This window comes from Sphingomonas sp. S-NIH.Pt3_0716, from assembly GCF_003950715.1.
In the GTDB taxonomy this organism is placed as follows: Bacteria; Pseudomonadota; Alphaproteobacteria; order Sphingomonadales; family Sphingomonadaceae; genus Sphingobium; species Sphingobium yanoikuyae_A.
In genome coordinates, this window is record NZ_QLJK01000005.1 from 188032 (window position 1) to 205139 (window position 17108).

At 65.7% G+C, this 17108-nt stretch carries 18 protein-coding genes; 7 read left to right on the top strand and 11 right to left on the bottom strand.

The features are described from left to right. The first annotated feature begins 64 nt into the window (after positions 1-64). From wecC to BRX37_RS05795, 3 genes are all read left to right on the top strand, one after another. Positions 65-1360 (top strand): UDP-N-acetyl-D-mannosamine dehydrogenase, encoded by a 1296-nt coding sequence (wecC, locus tag BRX37_RS05785; protein ID WP_004207363.1) that lies wholly within the window; start codon positions 65-67, stop codon positions 1358-1360. A gap of 117 nt (positions 1361-1477) precedes the next feature. Beyond that, complete coding sequence (locus BRX37_RS05790) at positions 1478-2206, top strand: polysaccharide biosynthesis/export family protein (RefSeq protein WP_010337739.1); 729 nt, start codon at positions 1478-1480, stop codon at positions 2204-2206. Next, positions 2206-4350, top strand: coding sequence for a GumC family protein (locus tag BRX37_RS05795; protein ID WP_125985873.1), 2145 nt, complete (start codon positions 2206-2208; stop codon positions 4348-4350). The genes BRX37_RS05790 and BRX37_RS05795 overlap by 1 nt, the downstream gene beginning before the upstream one ends. Positions 4351-4361: 11 nt before the next feature. Here BRX37_RS05795 and BRX37_RS05800 read toward each other — a convergent pair whose 3' ends face one another. From BRX37_RS05800 to purS, 3 genes are all read right to left on the bottom strand, one after another. Then, a complete protein-coding gene (locus tag BRX37_RS05800) occupies positions 4362-4892 on the bottom strand; it encodes a hypothetical protein (protein WP_125985874.1) in 531 nt (176 codons plus the stop codon). Positions 4893-5041: 149 nt separating this feature from the next. Further along, entirely contained in the window at positions 5042-5716 is a 675-nt protein-coding gene (gene purQ / locus BRX37_RS05805; protein ID WP_125985875.1) for a phosphoribosylformylglycinamidine synthase subunit PurQ, read from the bottom strand. 3 nt (positions 5717-5719) lie between these two features. Continuing rightward, positions 5720-5953 (bottom strand): phosphoribosylformylglycinamidine synthase subunit PurS, encoded by a 234-nt coding sequence (gene purS / locus BRX37_RS05810; RefSeq protein WP_004207358.1) that lies wholly within the window; start codon positions 5951-5953, stop codon positions 5720-5722. Positions 5954-6107: 154 nt separating this feature from the next. On the opposite strand from purS, the gene BRX37_RS26645 reads away from it, so the two are divergent. Next, positions 6108-6260, top strand: a complete 153-nt coding sequence (locus BRX37_RS26645) for a hypothetical protein (protein WP_004207357.1) — start codon at positions 6108-6110, stop codon at positions 6258-6260. Between the two features lie 4 nt (positions 6261-6264). On the opposite strand, the gene BRX37_RS05815 is transcribed toward BRX37_RS26645, so the two are convergent. Then, positions 6265-7029, bottom strand: coding sequence for an AraC family transcriptional regulator (locus BRX37_RS05815; RefSeq protein WP_125985876.1), 765 nt, complete (start codon positions 7027-7029; stop codon positions 6265-6267). Positions 7030-7121: 92 nt separating this feature from the next. Here BRX37_RS05815 and BRX37_RS05820 point away from each other — a divergent pair, with 92 nt between their 5' ends. Both BRX37_RS05820 and BRX37_RS05825 read left to right on the top strand, forming a co-directional pair. Further along, positions 7122-8336, top strand: a complete 1215-nt coding sequence (locus BRX37_RS05820; protein ID WP_125985877.1) for an MFS transporter — start codon at positions 7122-7124, stop codon at positions 8334-8336. 71 nt (positions 8337-8407) lie between these two features. Next, positions 8408-9160 (top strand): sulfite exporter TauE/SafE family protein, encoded by a 753-nt coding sequence (locus BRX37_RS05825; RefSeq protein ID WP_125985878.1) that lies wholly within the window; start codon positions 8408-8410, stop codon positions 9158-9160. 177 nt (positions 9161-9337) lie between these two features. On the opposite strand, the gene purC is transcribed toward BRX37_RS05825, so the two are convergent. The 7 genes from purC to BRX37_RS26650 all read right to left on the bottom strand — a co-directional run bounded on the left by purC (position 9338) and on the right by BRX37_RS26650 (position 16050). Then, positions 9338-10120 carry a phosphoribosylaminoimidazolesuccinocarboxamide synthase gene (purC, locus tag BRX37_RS05830; protein ID WP_004207352.1) on the bottom strand — a complete coding sequence of 261 codons (783 nt, stop codon included), beginning with the start codon at positions 10118-10120 and terminating at the stop codon, positions 9338-9340. Between the two features lie 127 nt (positions 10121-10247). Continuing rightward, on the bottom strand, positions 10248-11522 hold the full coding sequence (locus BRX37_RS05835) for an aminotransferase class V-fold PLP-dependent enzyme (protein WP_125985879.1): 1275 nt from the start codon (positions 11520-11522) through the stop codon (positions 10248-10250). 90 nt (positions 11523-11612) lie between these two features. Further along, positions 11613-11747 carry a hypothetical protein gene (locus BRX37_RS27235; protein ID WP_004207350.1) on the bottom strand — a complete coding sequence of 45 codons (135 nt, stop codon included), beginning with the start codon at positions 11745-11747 and terminating at the stop codon, positions 11613-11615. 35 nt (positions 11748-11782) lie between these two features. Then, on the bottom strand, positions 11783-13189 hold the full coding sequence (otsA, locus tag BRX37_RS05840; protein ID WP_004207349.1) for an alpha,alpha-trehalose-phosphate synthase (UDP-forming): 1407 nt from the start codon (positions 13187-13189) through the stop codon (positions 11783-11785). Continuing rightward, positions 13186-14955 carry a glycoside hydrolase family 15 protein gene (locus tag BRX37_RS05845; protein WP_318276615.1) on the bottom strand — a complete coding sequence of 590 codons (1770 nt, stop codon included), beginning with the start codon at positions 14953-14955 and terminating at the stop codon, positions 13186-13188. Before BRX37_RS05845 ends, otsA begins: the two co-directional genes overlap by 4 nt. A gap of 98 nt (positions 14956-15053) precedes the next feature. Continuing rightward, positions 15054-15818, bottom strand: a complete 765-nt coding sequence (gene otsB, locus BRX37_RS05850) for a trehalose-phosphatase (RefSeq protein WP_097383429.1) — start codon at positions 15816-15818, stop codon at positions 15054-15056. A gap of 61 nt (positions 15819-15879) precedes the next feature. Beyond that, positions 15880-16050, bottom strand: a complete 171-nt coding sequence (locus tag BRX37_RS26650) for a hypothetical protein (RefSeq protein WP_004207346.1) — start codon at positions 16048-16050, stop codon at positions 15880-15882. Positions 16051-16181: 131 nt separating this feature from the next. On the opposite strand from BRX37_RS26650, the gene BRX37_RS05855 reads away from it, so the two are divergent. Continuing rightward, a complete protein-coding gene (locus tag BRX37_RS05855; protein ID WP_206434124.1) occupies positions 16182-17102 on the top strand; it encodes a LysR substrate-binding domain-containing protein in 921 nt (306 codons plus the stop codon). The last annotated feature ends 6 nt before the right edge of the window (positions 17103-17108 follow it).

A 17108-nucleotide genomic window follows, 5' to 3' on the forward strand; every position in this document is an offset into this window, starting at 1 on the left:
CAAATCTTCAACATTTCCGGGCAATGTCGCTCCGAATTTTGGTGAATGAAGGATTATCTCCCCCATGCCCGTCGACAGCAAGCAGAAGGTTTCCGTCATTGGCCTGGGCTATATCGGCCTGCCGACTGCGGCGCTGATCGCGCGCGGCGGCGCGCAGGTCGTCGGTGTCGATGTCAGCGCCCATGTGGTCGAGACGGTCAATTCGGGCCGGGTCCATATTGAGGAAGTCGATCTGGACGGCCTGGTGCAGGGCGTGGTGGCACGCGGCAATCTGCGCGCGTCGCTCAGCGTCGAGGCCAGCGACGTCTTCATCATCGCGGTGCCGACCCCGGTGGCCGAGGACCGCGCGCCCGACATCTCCTATGTGCTGCAGGCGGCGCGGACCGTCGCGCCGGTGCTGAAGAACGGCGATACGGTGATCCTGGAATCCACCTCGCCGGTCGGCACGACCGAGGCGATGCGAGACCTGATCGCCGAGCTGCGCCCCGACCTCAGGATGCCGGCGCCCGGCGTGGCGGGTGACATCGCCATCGCCTATTGCCCCGAGCGGGTGCTGCCCGGCCGCATCCTGGTCGAGCTGATCGACAATGATCGCTGCATCGGCGGCATCACGCCGCGTTGCGCGCGCAAGGCGCTGGGCTTCTATCGCCAGTTCGTGCGCGGCGCCTGCATCACCACCACGGCGCGGGCGGCCGAGATGGTGAAGCTGGTGGAAAACAGCTTCCGCGACGTCAACATCGCCTTCGCCAATGAATTGTCGGTGATCGCCGACCGTATGGACATCGACGTGTGGGAGGTGATCCGCCTGGCCAACCGCCATCCGCGCGTCAACATATTGCAGCCGGGGCCGGGCGTTGGCGGTCATTGCATCGCCGTCGATCCCTGGTTCATCGTCCATGGCGACCCGGAAAATGCCCGCATCATCCGCACCGCGCGCGAAGTGAATGACGGCAAGACCGACTATGTCGTGGCCAAATCGTCGGACATGATCGACGCCTTTGCCGGCGAGGATGTTGCCTGCCTCGGCCTCGCCTTCAAGCCGAACATCGACGATTTCCGCGAAAGCCCGGCGGTCAAGGTCGCCAGCCGGCTCGCCCGCCGCTACGGCAAGCGGGTCAAGCTCGTCGAACCCTATGCCCAGGATCTGCCGATGGAGTTCGCCGGCACCGGTGCCGAACTGATCGATCTCGATACGGCTCTGGAACAATGCGGCGTGTTCATCATTCTTGTCGATCATGACATGTTCAAATCCGTTCCCGTCGACGAACGTGCCGGCAAGGCCGTCTATGATACGCGCGGCATCTGGCCCGACCAGCCGCGCCGTCAGCCCGAGCCGGCCGCGCAGCGCATCGCGGTCTGATCGTCGGCCGGGCGGTTCGTCCTGCCCCCCGCGCGGTTGCCATGACGGTGCCGCGTCGCTAACCCCCGAGCCGAGCGGCCCTTTTGCGGGCCGCACCCGGTTCGCAATGGGGTGTTGATGCGCATGAAGCGCCAGATTTTGGGGCACTATGGCAAGGGCATGAAGGGCGGCGCCGTCGCGGCAGCGGCGATGTTGCTCGCCGGCTGCTCGACCGTGGAGGATGCTCCGCGCGGCGAAGCTGCCTATGCGTTGATGCCTGCGCCCGCCGCGGTGGGCCGCGACTATGTCATCAGTCCCGACGATGTGCTGCGTATCCAGGTCTATCACGAGCCCGACCTGTCGCTGGAGGATGCGCGGGTCAGCGCGGCCGGCATGGTCCGCATGCCGCTGGTCGGCGATGTGTCGATCGGCGGGCTGACCGCCGGCGAGGCGTCGGACGTGATCGCCGGCCGGCTGGGCGAACGCTATCTGGTGTCGCCGCAGGTCACGGTGTTCGTGAAGCAGGCGGTCGGCCGCCGCATCACCGTCGATGGCGAGGTGCGCGAGCCCGGCCTGTTCCCGATCGAAGGACGGATCGGCCTCATCCAGGCGGTGGCGCTGGCCCATGGCCCAACCCGGCTGGCGAGCCTGGGGCAGGTGGTGGTGGTCCGCACCGTCGAGGGACAGCGCCAGGCCGCGACTTTCGACCTGGGTGCCATCCGCAAGGGCGAAGCGCCCGATCCTGAAATATTGCCCGGCGATCTGGTGATCGTCGGCCTGTCGCGCGCCAAGGCTATCCTTGGCGGCGCGCTGATCGCCATTCCTGCCGTCGCGACCGGCTTCATCGCCATAGACGGAGGCAATTGATGGTGTCCCGGATCATCGAACTGGAACAGCGTCAGGCCGGCGAGGAGGATCGCACCACCCGCTTTGTCGAGAGTGCGCGCGGCACATGGACCGTGGTGCGGCGACACAGGGTGATCCTGTTCGTCACGATGGCGCTCTGCGTGCTGGCGGGCGTCATCTATATCCTGCTGTCGACGCCCGACTATCGCGCGACCGCCTCGGTCGAGGTGGAGGATGTGCCGGCGGGGGCCGCCGGCGCCGGCGCGATGCAGAAGCCGGTCAGCGCGGCCGACACGGAAAGCATGATGCAGACCGAACTGGAAGTGCTGCGCAGTCGGGCACTGGCCGAGGATGTCGCGCGCGATCTGGCGCTGGTCGGCAGTCCGGTCTTCTTCCAGGGCATGGATGCGCGCCGCCCGGCACAGGGGCAGGGCAGCCTGACCCAGCGCCAGGTCGAGCATGAGCAGGTCATCAAGCTGCTGCGCGACAATCTGCAGGTCGAACTGCCGGGCAAGTCGCGGGTGCTGCGCATCAGCTTCGTCAGCGCCGATCCGGCCTTGTCGGCGCGGGTGGCGAACAGCTATGCCGACAGCCTGATCCGGGCGGACCTGAAGCGCGGCTTTGAGTCCGGCGTGCAGGCGCGTCGTTTCCTGCTGGGCGAGCTGGATGGCGCGCGCAAGGATCTGGAACGGGCCGAGCGGGATCTGGCGGTCTATGCCTCGCGCACCGGCGCTGTGCCGGCCGAGCCGGCCACGGACGAGGACAAGAAGAGCGACGGCAAGGATGCAAAGCCCGATGCCGCACCGGTGCCGGAAGGATCGACCGCGGCGCGTCTGGCGCAGCTCAACGCCTTCCGCGCGCAGGCGGTCGCGGACCGTATTGCCGCGCAGAAGCGCTGGGAAAGCGCGAAGGCGGCGAGCGCCGAGACGCTGCCCGAGGTGCTGGGCAATGGCGCCATGCAGCAGTTGATGGCGGAACGGGCGCAGGCGCGCGCGGCACTGGTCGAGGAACGGCAGTTCCGCAAGGATGCCCACCCAGAAATGCGCGAGGCGCGGGCGCGGCTGGCGGCGCTTGACGATCAGGCCGAGAGCATGGCGAACACCATCCGCGCGTCGCTGCGCCAGGAATATGAGGTGGCGGCGCATGGCGAGAAGCAGATAGCTTCGGAAATCGCCGCGCTGGAAGGCGATGCGCGGGTCGAGCGCGGCCGCGATATGCAGATGAGCATGATGAGCCGGTCGGTCGAAACCTATCGCCTGCTGCATGACAGCCTGTTGCAGCGTTATCGCGACATGGCGTCGCAGGCGGGCTTCCAGGCCGGCCGCATCCAGCCGCTCGACCGGGCGGCGGTGCCGACCACGCCCTTTGCCCCACATGCCGGCCAGATCATGCTGGTCGCGCTGCTCGGCGGCATGCTGCTGGGCCTGCTGCTGATCGCGGCGCGGCACATGTTCGACGATGCGGTGACGTCGGCCGATACGCTGGCGGAGCGTGTCGACCTGCCGCTGCTGGGCGCAGTGCCGACCACCGGTGACCAGCCGAGCGCGCCCGACATCTTCGCGCCGATCGCGGCGTCGCTGCAACTGGCATCGGTTGCCGGCCTGCCGCGCTCCATCCTGGTCACCAGCGCGCAGGAGGAGGAAGGCAAGTCGCTGACCGTCAACGCGCTGGCCCGCGCGCTGGCGCGGCTGGACAAGAAGGTGCTGGTGATCGACGCCGACATGCGCCGGCCGGTGCAGCACAGCCTGTTCCGGGTGACCGCGACGCGCGGCATTAGCGAGGTGCTGACCGGGCAGGGTAAGGTCGAGGATCTGATCCTCGACAGCGGTGTCGCGGGCGTGTCGCTGCTACCCTGTGGCGCGGTGCCGCCCAATCCGGCGGAACTGCTCTCCACCCCGGCGCTCGATGCGCTGCTGGGCGCGGTGCGCGACCGCTATGACACGGTGCTGATCGACGCGCCGCCGATCCTGGGCATGTCGGACGCGCAACTGCTCGCCGCCAAGGTGCAGGTCACACTGTTGGTGGTCGAATGGGGCCGCAACCATCATGGCGGCCTGCGGGTCGCGGTGGAACGACTGCGCCGGGCCGGCGGCTCGATCGTCGGCGCCGTGCTGACCAAGGCGCATGGCCGGGCCTATGATTATGACTATCATCGGGGCGGCTAGAACCTGATCGTTTAGCGCGTCTTGGCGGGCGCGCACGCAACCTTGTGGAGGCTGTAGCTGGCGAAGGGCTTTTCGGCATTTGCCTCGTCCCGCGCGACAATGTTCCATGTCAGTTGCGCGCCTTTGATGCGCCAACGGTTGACGAAGGTCGCGTCGGGATAGGCATAGCCGATGTCGAAGCCATCGGGCTGGCTTTCGCCTTCGCCAAGGGCCGTGAAGGCGCCGCCGAAACTGTCGGCCCAGAAACCGATGATCGGATGGGATTTTTCGGTGCCGCCGAAGATCAGATGCGCGGCGTAGCGATCCTTGGGATCGGCCAGGGCGCTGCTTTCCACATCGAGTGCGAGCATGGCATCGAGCGCTATGGGCTGACTGCGGATGGACACACGGACCGGCTTGCCCATCACGTTGCCTTCGCCTTGCCAGCAGCCATTTAGCGCAAGGACCGCTTCGGGAACCGCGATCGTGCCGGATTCGGCGGCTTGAGCGGCCGTCGGCAATAGCAGCAAGGCTATCAGCTGCACGCGCGATTTGCTGATCATCGATCCCCCTTGGTGTTTGTCCATCTCGTGTAGAACAAAGGGGGAATGGTGCAAGTCAGGACCGATGCCGGCATCGCCGCAGCCGGAAGTTAAAAAAAAGCCCGCCGCGCTGATCCGCGGCGGGCTTTTTTGCGATTTCGATCCGGTGATCAGGCGCGGGCGAGCAGGCCCTCGACCAGGCCGGCGAACAGGCGCTGGCCGTCGGTGTTGCCATGGGCCGGTTCGATCACGCGCTCGGGGTGGGGCATCATGCCCAGTACATTGCCGGCTTCGTTGAGGACGCCGGCGATGTTGCGGGCCGAACCGTTGATGTTCTGGGCGTAGCGCAGCGCGACGCGGCCTTCGCCTTCCAGCCGATCGAGCGTGGCGTCGTCGGCGAAATAATTGCCGTCATGATGGGCGACCGGGAAGCTGATCGCTTCGCTGGCAGCATAGCGGCTGGTGAAGGCGCTCTGGGCGTTCTCGACGGTCAGGGCGACGTCGCGGCAGACGAAATGACCGCCGGCGTTGCGCAGCAGCGCGCCGGGCAGCAGACCGCTTTCGGTCAGCACCTGGAAGCCGTTGCAGATGCCCAGGACAAAGGCGCCACGGTCAGCGGCGCGGGCGACGGCCTGCATCACCGGCGAGCGGGCGGCCATCGCGCCGGAGCGCAGATAGTCGCCATAGGAAAAGCCGCCGGGCACGCCGATCAGGTCGATGTCGTCGGGCAGTTCGGTATCGCGATGCCACACCATGGTGGGCTTGGAACCGGTCGCAGCCTCGAACGCCACCGCCAGGTCGCGGTCGCAATTGCTGCCCGGAAAGACGATGACGGCGCTCTTCATGGCTCAGGCCACCTTTTCGATGCGGTAATTTTCGATGACCGTGTTGGCCAGCAGCTTGCGGCACATAGCGTCGATGTCCTCGTCGCTGGTGCCATCGGCCAGGTCCAGCTCAATGAGCTTGCCGGCGCGCACGTCGTTGACGCCGCCAAAGCCCAGGCCTTCGAGTGCGTGATGGATCGCACGGCCCTGCGGATCGAGGACGCCGCCCTTGAGAGTGACGAAGATGCGGGCTTTCATGAGGTGCAAACTCCTTGGCATGCCGCCCGCCGATGCGGGGGGATGAACTTTGCCGCTCCCCCTAGGCGCGGCGCGGCGCGCAGGCAAGAGATTATGACTTTCTTAGGAAGCTGAGGATAATCTGATCGGCGAGTTTTTTACAGGGATATGGGGCATGTCCGGTCTGGCACTGGCAATGTTTGTGGGGCTTTTTGCCTGGGGGCAGCAGATTGTGGGCTATGACGACCCGCATGGGCGGGTTCAGCTGGCGCTGTTCGCGACCTTCTGCTTCGGCTTGCTGGTCGGCTATCGCGCCAAGTCCGCCTGATCCTTTAGGGGCGATAGCGGCTGGGCGAGACGCCCAGCGCCCGCTTGAACATGGTCGAGAAATTGGCCGGCCCGTCATAGCCCAGATCCAGCGCGATCGTCGTGATCGCTTCGCCCGCCGCCAGCCGGGGCAGGGCGGCCGACAGGCAGGCCTGTTGCCGCCATTGCGCGAAGCTCATCCCCGTTTCCTGGCGGAAAAGCCGGGTGAAGCGACGCCGGTTCATCGCCAGCGCGTCGGCCCATTGGTCGATCGTCACATGGGCCTGCGGCTGTTCGACAAAGGCGTGGCAGCGGGCCGCAAGCGCGGTATGGCGCGGGAAGGGCACGGCGAGCGGGATCAGCGGCGCCCGCTCGATCTCCGCCACCAGCAACCGCATGACCAGGCCATCGCGCGCTGCTTCCTCATATTCCACTGGCACATGGGCGGCCTCCACCAGTAACTGGCGCAGCAGCGGTGATACGCCGAGCACCCGGCAGGACCGGGCCAGGCCGGGATAGACGGCCTGATCGACCAGCACGCTGCGCGTCTGCACCGCGCCGACCATTCGCACCGCATGGGGCGTGCCGCCCGGAATCCAGACGGCCCGCTCGGGTGGGGCGACCCAGGCGCCCTGCGGCGTGCTGACCGCGACCACGCCGGACGCCGCATAAAGCAATTGCCCGCGCCGATGCTGATGCTCGGCCAGTTCGAAGGAGGGCGGATAATCATTGCCGATGCCGACCACGGGCCGGGGGACATGCTCATGATCGTCGGGGTGCCGCTGGTCCATGATTGTCCCGATCGCAAAAGAGATTGACCCATATGCGGAAGCGGGACGGGAAGGGAAGCGCTAATCGGTCCGGCCTCAGAAAGGAACCGACAATGAAAGAGACACGGATAGACAAGACAGGCGCACAATTGGCAGCGGGCGGCACGGCGTTCGGCGTGATCGTGGCGATCAGCTTCTGCCATCTGCTCAACGACATGATGCAGTCGCTGCTTCCCGCCATCTATCCGGGCCTCAAGAGCGAGCTACATCTGAGCTTCGGCCAGATCGGCATGGTGACCCTGGTCTATCAGATTACCGCGTCGATCCTGCAGCCGATGATCGGCCTCTATGCCGACAAGCGACCGACGCCGATGGCACTGCCGGGTGGCACGCTCTTCTCGCTGGCGGGCCTGACCGTGCTGTCGATCGCGCACAGCTACGGCCTCGTGCTGGTCGGCGCGGCGCTGCTGGGCGTCGGTTCCTCGGTCTTCCATCCCGAATCCTCGCGGGTGGCGCGGATGGCGGCCGGCGGTCGCCATGGCCTGGCCCAGTCGCTGTTCCAGGTCGGCGGCAATGCGGGGCAGGCGCTGGGGCCGCTGGCGGCGGCGCTGGTCGTGGTGCGCTGGGGCCAGTCGAGCCTGGCCTTCTTTGCGCTGCTGGCGCTGCTGTCGGGCGCGGTGCTGTGGAACGTCGCCAACTGGTATCGCCATCATGGCCTCAGCCGGTTGCAGGTCGGCGGCGCCGGCGCGCTGCATATCGAACTGCCACGCGGGCAGGCGGCGCGGGGCATCGCCATCCTGCTGGCGCTGATCTTCTCCAAATATGTCTATCTCGCCAGCCTGACGAGCTATTATACCTTCTACCTGATCCAGCGGTTCGACCTGTCGGTGCAGAATGCGCAGCTCCATCTGTTCGCCTTCCTGGCCGCGGTGGCGGTCGGCACGGTCGCGGGCGGGCCGCTGGGCGACCGGTTCGGGCGTAAATATGTGATCTGGTTCTCGATCCTGGGGGCGCTGCCCTTCACCCTGGCGCTGCCCTATGCCGGGCTGTTCTGGAGCGGGCCGCTGACCGTCATCATCGGCCTGATCCTTGCCTCCGCCTTCCCCGCGATCGTCGTGTTTGCGCAGGAATTGGTGCCCGGCAAGGTCGGCATGATCTCGGGCCTGTTCTTCGGCTTCTCCTTCGGCATGGGCGGTCTGGGCGCGGCGGGGCTGGGCTGGCTGGCGGACCATAGCAGCATCGAGATGGTGTTCAGGGTCTGCGCCTTCCTGCCGGCGATCGGCCTGCTCACCGCCTTCCTGCCCAATCTGGGGCGCGAGCGGAACTGAATGTCACGGGCGGGGCGGCCCAGGTCGCCCCGCTTATTCTCTTTGCCGGCAACTGCTTATAAGGCTGGGGCATGAGTCCCGACCTTCTCTATCTCGCCTGTGCCATCATCGCCGTCATCATATCGGGGCTCGCCAAGGGCGGATTTGCCGGTGTCGGGGCGCTGGCGATGCCGATCATGGCGCTGGGAGTCGATCCGGTGCGCGGCGCGGCGATCCTGCTGCCGATCCTGATCCTGCAGGATGCGGTCAGCGTCTGGGCCTTCCGCCGCAGCTGGGACGGGCATATCCTGGCGGCGATGCTGCCCGGCATGGCGATCGGCGTCGGGCTGGGCTACTGGTTCGCGGCGCAAGTTTCCGAAACCGTAGTGCTGGGCGCTCTCGGCGCCATTTCCACCCTGTTCGGGTTACAGCGGCTCTGGGTCGAGCGGGGCGGGGCGATCGTCCTGCCCTCGACCTCGCCGGGCTGGGTCGGCACCCTCTTCGGTATCGCGAGCGGCTTCACCAGCCAGATCGCCCATGCCGGATCGCCGCCCTTCCAGATGTGGGTGCTGCCCAAGAAGCTGCCGCGCGACATGCTGGTCGGCACCACGGCTGTCGCCTTCGCTGTCATGAACTGGATGAAGGTGCCGGCCTATGCCGCGCTGGGCCAGTTCACTCATGCCAATCTGATGGCGACGGCGCTGCTGGTGCCGGTGGCGGTGGTCTCGACCTTCGCCGGCGTCTGGCTGGTCCGGCGGGTGGATGCTGCGCGCTTCTACACGCTCATCTATGTGCTGATGGTGCTGCTGGGGCTCAAGCTGATGGCGGATGCGCTGATCGGTTGAGAGGCTGTCGCGAAATGCGCGAAAAAGCGCATTTCGGAAGCGGTACCGGCCCACACCCCCACCCGACCGCCCACAGAGTGTATCCTGAATGGGAGGTCGGGTGGGGGTGTGGGCCGGTGCAGGCGCGCCAAAGGCGCATTAAAAAAAGGCCGGCGTTGCGGCCGGCCTTTTCGTAGATCAGTCCTTCTCGCGCTTCTTGCGATGCGTGTCGAGGTCGAGGACGGTGGTATCCAGCCCTTCGGGCAGCAGGCCCAGGCGGCGCGCCACTTCCTGATAGGCTTCGACTTCGCCGCCGAGGTCGCGGCGGAAGCGATCCTTGTCCAGCTTCTCGTTGGTCGCCATGTCCCACAGGCGGCAACCATCGGGGCTGATCTCGTCGGCCAGGATGATGCGGCTGTAGTCGCCGTCATAGAGGCGGCCGAATTCCAGCTTGAAGTCGATGAGGCGGATGCCGATGCCGGCGAACAGGCCGCACATGAAGTCGTTGATGCGGATCGCCATGTCGGCGATGTCGTGCATCTCTTCCTGCGTGGCCCAGCCGAAGCAGGCGATATGCTCTTCGGAGATCAGCGGGTCGCCCAGCGCATCATCCTTGTAGCAATATTCGATCAGCGTGCGGGGCAGCTGGGTGCCTTCCTCGATGCCGAGCTTCTTCGACAGCGAACCGGCGGCAACGTTGCGCACCACGACCTCGATCGGCACGATCTCGACCTGGCGAACGAGCTGTTCGCGCATGTTGAGGCGGCGGATGAAGTGGGTCGGCACGCCGATCTGGCCGAGCAGGGTGAAGATATGCTCGGAAATCCGGTTGTTGAGCACGCCCTTGCCCGAAATCGTGCCCTTCTTCTGGGCATTGAAGGCGGTGGCGTCATCCTTGAAATATTGGATGATCGTGCCGGGCTCGGGGCCTTCGTAAAGGATCTTTGCCTTGCCTTCGTAGATCTGGCGGCGACGGGCCATGCGCGTTCCTGTCTTTTTCTTACAAAAGATTTTGCCCCGGCAAACGCGAATCGGAAAGGATCAGCGGGTGCCGGGGCTGCTTGGGGTGGCCCATAGAGCAATATAGGCGGGGGTGCAATTGTGGCGGCTATGCCCCCTTCATCTTCCGATATTCGTCGAACAGGCCAAGGAAGCGGTCGATGTCCGCCTTGCTCAGGAAATAGGGGGTGGCGAGGCGCAACTTGCTGGGGTTGCCGCCGCGAATGCGCACCTTGTGATTTTTCCAGAGCCAGTCCTGCAATTCCATCCGCTGCACCGGCGGCACGTTGACGGTCGCGATCGCGCAGCGCAGCGCCGGATCGGGCGAGGTCCAGTCCTGCGCGCCGCGCTTCACCATTTCGGCATGGATATAGTCGGCGAGCATGCGGTTGCGCGCCTCGATCCGGTCCATGCCGATGCTGTCGGCGAAGCTGATCGCGGCGTTGAGGCCCATCAAGGTCGGGATGCAGGAGGAGCCGATCTGCATGTAACGATCCGCCATGCGGCTCGGGTCGTCATAGCCGCCGGTCGCGATCGTGTTCCAGACCCGGTCCATCACGCCCTTGTCGCGCAGATAGAGGAAGCCGGTGCCCTTGGTCGCGAACAGCCATTTGTGCATCGACCCGGTATAGAGGTCGCAGCCGATATCGTTGAGGTCGACCTTCATCATGCCCGGCGCATGGGCGCCGTCAAAGGCGGAGATGATCCCCTTCGACCGGGCGAGCGCGGCAATCTCCTTGGCTGGCAGCACCACGCCGGTCGAGGTGCTGATATGGCTGACGAAGATGATCCGCGTTTTCGGCGTGATCGCGTCGTTGATGCGGTTGAGGATTTCGGCCGCGTTTTTCGGCGGCTTGGGCATGGCGAATTTCTTGACCACCACGCCATAGCGGCGCGACCGCAGCATCCAGGGCATTTCGCCCGATCCATGTTCCTCGTCGGATATCAGCACCTCGTCGCCCGGCTTCATGTCGAAGCCATTGGCGATGTAGCTGTTCGCCTCGGTACAGTTGCGCAGGATCGCCATCTGCTCGACCTTGGCGCCCATGAAGTCGGCAAAGGGCTTGCGATACTGGTCCCAGGCGCCATAGCCCCAGATCGGATAATCCTCCGACCCTTGCTGCGTCATCTGCTCGGTCGTCTCGAACCCGTCAAAGATCGCCTTCAATACCGGGCGCGGCGAGGAGCCGACCGTGCCGACATTGAGGTTCACGACATCAGCCGGGATCAGGAACTGTTTGCGCAGCGCCGCCCAATAGGCATCTTCATTCTTCGCATGGAGATCGGCGGCCGGCAGCGGCACGCTGGTCAGCGCCTCCGCACCGATCGGCGCGGCGAGCGAGGCGGCAGCGGCACTGCCGAGGAAGGAACGGCGATCGAGCATGGACATCCCCCATCTGGCGCTCCCGAAGCCGGAGCGGCATCATGTCTGCCGCTGGTTCAACGAGGCGCAAGGGGAAATCCGCAGGGCGCGCTACAGCACGTCGCCGAACATGAACCAGATCAGCGCCAGCCAGGCGATCAGGCCGATGCTGCCAATGATCACGCCGGATTTGGCGCTGATGGCGGCCCACAGGCCGCGCGGTTCGTCATCATCTTCGCTATGCATGGCACCGGCCTAGCGGGACCGGTGCCTGATCTCAATCATTCGGTCGCCGGTTCCGGCTCGGCCTCCGGCTCTTCCTGGCGGGTCGCCGCCAGCCGATCGGTGAAGGCGCTGCGCCACCAGCTGATATCCTGCTGCTCGACGCTGTCCATCATCGCCCGCCAGCGCCGCTTGCGCTCGTCGAGTGGCATGGCCAGCGCCCGGTCGATCGCGTCGGACATTTCTTCGGGGCTATAGGGGTTGATGAGCAGCGCATCCTTGAGCTGCATCGCCGCGCCGGCGAAGCGGGACAGGATCAGGACGCCGGGATCGTCCGGGTTCTGGGCCGCGACATATTCCTTGGCGACCAGGTTCATGCCGTCGCGCAGGGGCGTCACCAGCCCGATCCGGGCGGAGCGGTAGATGCCGGCCAGCTTGTCGCGCGGATAGCCCTGGTTGACGTATCGGATCGGGGTCCAGTCGACATCGCTATATTCGCCGTTGATGCGGCCGGCGAGCGAATCCAGCGTGGCGCGGATCTGCTGATAGCTTTCCACCTCGCCGCGCGATGGCGGGGCGATCTGCGCCAGCACGACGCGGCGATGATGTTCGGCATGATCCTTCAGGAAGCGGGCATAGCCGTTGAACCGTTCTTCCAGACCCTTGCTATAGTCGAGCCGGTCGACGCCGACGATCAGCGAGCGATCCTGCAGCGAGGCGCGGACCTGGCGGTGCATTTCCACCGCCGCGTCGCTGGCGGCGGCCTGCTTGAACTCCTCGGCATTGATGCCGATCGGGCAGGCGACGGCCTGGATGGTGCGACCGCCGACGGTGACGAAATCGCCATCCACGGTGCCGCCCATCTCGCGCTCGACATAATGGCGGAAGGATTCCAGCCATTCCTCGGTATGGAAGCCGATCACGTCATAGGCGAAGAGGGTGCTGACCAGCTTGGTATGGTGGGGCAGGGATACCAGCAGGCGGGTCGGCGGCCAGGGAATGTGCAGGAAGAAGCCCATCCGGTTCTGATGCCCCCGGTCGCGAAGCATCTGGCCCAGCGGGATCATGTGATAATCCTGCACCCAGATAATGTCTTCCGGTTCGATCAGCGGGCTGGCGGTGTCGGCGAAGCGCTGGTTGACGCGGTTGTATCCGCCCTCGAAATCGCGGGCATATTCGGCCAGGTCGATGCGGTAATGGAACAGCGGCCACAGCGTCTTGTTGGCATAGCCATTATAATATTCGTCGACGTCCTGTTCTTCCAGGTCGATCGTCGCGGTCTTCACCCCGTCATCGTCGGCAAAGCCGATATGGCCGGTGAAATTGTCGGTCGTGCCACCTGACCAGCCAACCCAGATGCCCCGGCTTTCGCGCAGTGCTTGGGCCAGCGCCACGGCCAGCCCGCCCTGATTGGCGGCGCCATTGGGGCGACTGACCCGGTTGGAAATGACTATCAGACGGCTCATCGCATCACGCTCCACGGTTTGCTCAGCAAGACGGCGCAGTTGATGATGCCGACCAACGAATAGGTTTGCGGGTAATTTCCCCAGAGTTCCCCACTATGGGGATCGATATCTTCGGACAGCAGGCCGGCGGCGGTGCGACGGGACAGCATCTCCTCGAACAGTTCGCGTGCCTCCTCGGTCCGGCCGGTGCGGTGCAGCGCCTCGATCAGCCAGAAGGTGCAGACATTGAAGGCGGTCACCGGCTCGCCGAAATCGTCCGGCGCGCTGTAGCGCAGCATGTCGTTGCCGCGGCGCAGGTCCTTTTCCAGCGCTTCGAGCGTGCCGGTGAACATCGGGTCGTCGGCGGTCAGGAAGCGCAGGTCGAGCAGTTGCAGCAGCGACGCGTCGCGCGCGTCATCCTCGAAATTGGCGGAGATCGCCTTGCTGTCGGCGCGCCAGGCGGATTCGATGATACGGGCGCGCATGGTTTCGGCGCGGTTTTCCCAATGGGCGGCGCGCAGTGGCAGGTCGAGCGCGGTGGCGGCATGGGCCAGACGATCGCAGGCGGCCCAGCACATCACCGCGCTGTAGCTGTGGACATGGGCGCGGGTGCGCAATTCCCACAGGCCCGCGTCCGGCTGGTCATAAACCTGCCAAGCGCGTTCGCCCACCGCCTCCAGTGCCTCGAAATCGGCATGGCCGGCCATGCGCAGCAGCCGCCGGTCGATGAAGCCCTGGACCGAGGACAGGACGATCTGGCCATAGGCGTCATGCTGGATCTGTTCATAGGCGGCATTGCCGACCCGCACCGGTCCCATGCCGCGATAGCCGGGCAGGTGCGCGGCCTCCCATTCATGCAGCGTCGCATTGCCGCGCACATCGTAGAGCGGCTGGATATGGCCGCCCTTGGCACCGTCGACGATGTTGCGCAGATAAACGAGGTAGGTTTCCAGCACGTCCAGCGCGCCGAGCCGGTTCAGCGCCTCGACCGTATAATAGGCGTCGCGCACCCAGCAGTAGCGATAGTCCCAGTTGCGGCCGCTGTCGGCATGTTCGGGAATGGAGGTGGTGAGCGCGGCGACGATCGCGCCGGTTTCCTCATGCTGGCAGAGCTTGAGCGTGATGGCGGAACGGATCACCGCCTCCTGCCATTCGGGCGGGATGGCAAGGCCGCGCACCCAGAGCTGCCATTCCAGGATGGTGTCGTCCAGCATCCGCTCGATCGCCGGGCGCAGCGCGTCGGAAAATCCCTCGTCTGGCCCCATGAAGAAATGCATGTCGGATTCCAGCCGGAACCAGCTTTCCTGGGAAATAAGGCCGATCGGCGCGTTGGTCGATATCCGCATCGCCATGTAGGACAGGACCATGCGGATATGGTTGGAGCCGTAGGTGACCGGGACATTTTCCTTGCCCCAGCTTGTCGTGGGGCGCAGGCGGACGCGGATGCGCGGGCTGCCGGCAGCGGGGCGCACGATGCGCGCGAAGGCGACCGGGCGATACATGCGGCCCTTATGCTTGTGGCGTGGGCAGAAATCGAAAATCTCGATCGTATTGCCCTGGCCGTCGCTCTGGCGGGTTACCAGGATCGGCGTATTGCGGATATAATGCTGCTCGACCGCGACGCAATTTTCCAGCTCGATTGCCCAGAAGCCGCGCGCTTCCTTGCTGTCCCAATGCTTGTTGTCGAGCAGGGCGGAAAAGACGGGGTCGCCGTCGACCCGCGGCACGCAGGCCCAGACCATGCGCCCGGCGCGGTCGATCAGGGCGGATGCCTGGCAGTTTCCGATCGGCCAGAGGTCGAGGTCACGCTCGTTTCCGGCCAGGATATGGTCGCTGGTATCGATGATGTTCGGCCCCCTTCGTTCATGCGAATGGTGGCCGCCGGTCAGATGATCGCGGCGACCCCCTGCGCCAGATAATGCCTGACGGCGGCAACCTGTTCCAAGCCGAAGGCCGCGTGCGTGTGCCGCGCGGGCCCGACCAATATGCCATGGCCGCCCAATTGCGCGGCGGCGGCGAAACCTTCCTCGTCCGTGACATCGTCGCCGATGAAGATCGGCGTGCCGCCGGCCATCGGCGCCTGCTGCATCAGGCGGGTGAGCGCGCTGCCCTTGTCGGCGCCGCCGGGGCGCAGTTCGAACAGCATCTTGCCGGCCTGCACGGCCAGGCCATGTTCCTCTGCAAGCTGATGGGCGAGCAGGCCGGCGGCCTCGCCACAATCGGGCGCGCCGCGGAAATGGAGGCCGACGCTGATCGACTTGCGTTCGACCAGCACGCCGGGACGGGTGTCGGCAAAGATATGGAAGGCCCGTTCGACCGCATCGATGGCGGGCAGGCGGGGCGGGGCATCCGGCGCTTCGCCGGGCGCGGCAAATTCCAGGCCGTGGGTGCCGGCGAGCAGGAAATCCTGAAAGCCGAAATCGCGCAGCGTGGCGATCGACCGGCCGCTGACGATGGCGAGCCTCCCGTCCAGCTTGCGCCGCAGCGCCGCCAGCAGGGCGAGCAGATCATCATCGACATGCACCCCGTCGGGCGTGTCCGCAATCGGCGCCAATGTCCCGTCGAAATCGAGGAACAGGGCGGCGCCGGTCAGCAGCGCGGGCGGGGGAGCGGGAAGATCGGGCAGAGGGGGAAGAGCGGTTTCGGGCACGGCCTAAAGGTGGCGCCTGTACCGGAAACCGCAACCCCTGTTTTGCCCCTTGCCGGGATTTTCACGATTGGCAGGGGCGCTTGCATTGGCGTTCATCGGCCCAGGGCGCGCTCCATTCGATGCGGTGAAGCACGCGAAATGCCTGCATCACGCGATGCAGGAAATGGTCGGCACTCTTGCTGATTTCTTCATGGCTGTCGTTCCACAGCCGGGCGTCATATTGATCGCGCATCACTGTTCCTTCCGCCCATGATCATCGCCGGGCGCGGAGGGCCGCCGGCACCGCTGTCTCTGCCCGAACGGCCCCTCTGGCGCCAACAAAAGCATGGACAGCATAGATAAGCCTGGCTTATCGAATGGCGCATGTCGCCGCTGCCGCCCCTGTCCGCTATTCGCGTGTTCGAGGCCGCCGCGCGGCTGGAGAATTTCACGGCCGCCGCGCAGGAACTGGGGATGACCCAAGCGGCGGTCAGCTATCAAGTGAAATTGCTGGAGGAGCGGCTGGGCATCAGCCTGTTCCAGCGAACCGGGCGCAAGGTGGCGCTGACCGAGAAGGGGCGCGAGATCGCGCCGATCCTGACCCGCGCCTTCGACCAGATGCGGCAGGGCTTCGCCGCACTGACCCAGGATCATTCGGCGGTGCTGAGCATAAGCTGCACCAACAGTTTCGCGCATCTCTGGCTGGCGCCGCGGATCGGCGCCTTCCAGATGCGCCACCCGAACCTCGCCGTGCGGATCATGGCCGATGACGCGGTGGTCGACCTGGCGCGCGACGGCATCGATCTGGCGGTGCGCGGCGGCAAGGGCGAATGGCCGGGGCTGGAGGCGAAGCTGCTGACCCATAACCGGCTGGTGCCGATGTGCAGCCCGGCCTGGCGCGACCGGTACGGGCCGATCGCCGATGCGCAGGCGCTCCATGCCCTGCCGCGCCTGTCGCCCGACGACATGTGGTGGCATGAATGGTTCGCGGCGATGGGCGTTGAGGCCGACCCGGCCGATGGCCCGCCCGGCATCGCGCTCGACAGCCAGGTGATGGAGGGGCGCGCCGCGATCGCCGGGCAGGGGGTGGCCATCCTCAACCATTTCCTCTGGAGGGCGGAGGTGGAAGCGGGGCAACTGGTGGAGGCGGTGCCCTCCTATGTCCGCGAAATCGCCAGCTACTGGCTGGTCTATCCGCCCCATGCCCGCAACACGCCCAAGATCAAGGCTTTTCGCGACTGGATCAGCGCCGAGTTTGCTTCCGCCATCGCCGCCGATCCGGACGCGCGTTTCTTGCCGCGTTAATCCATG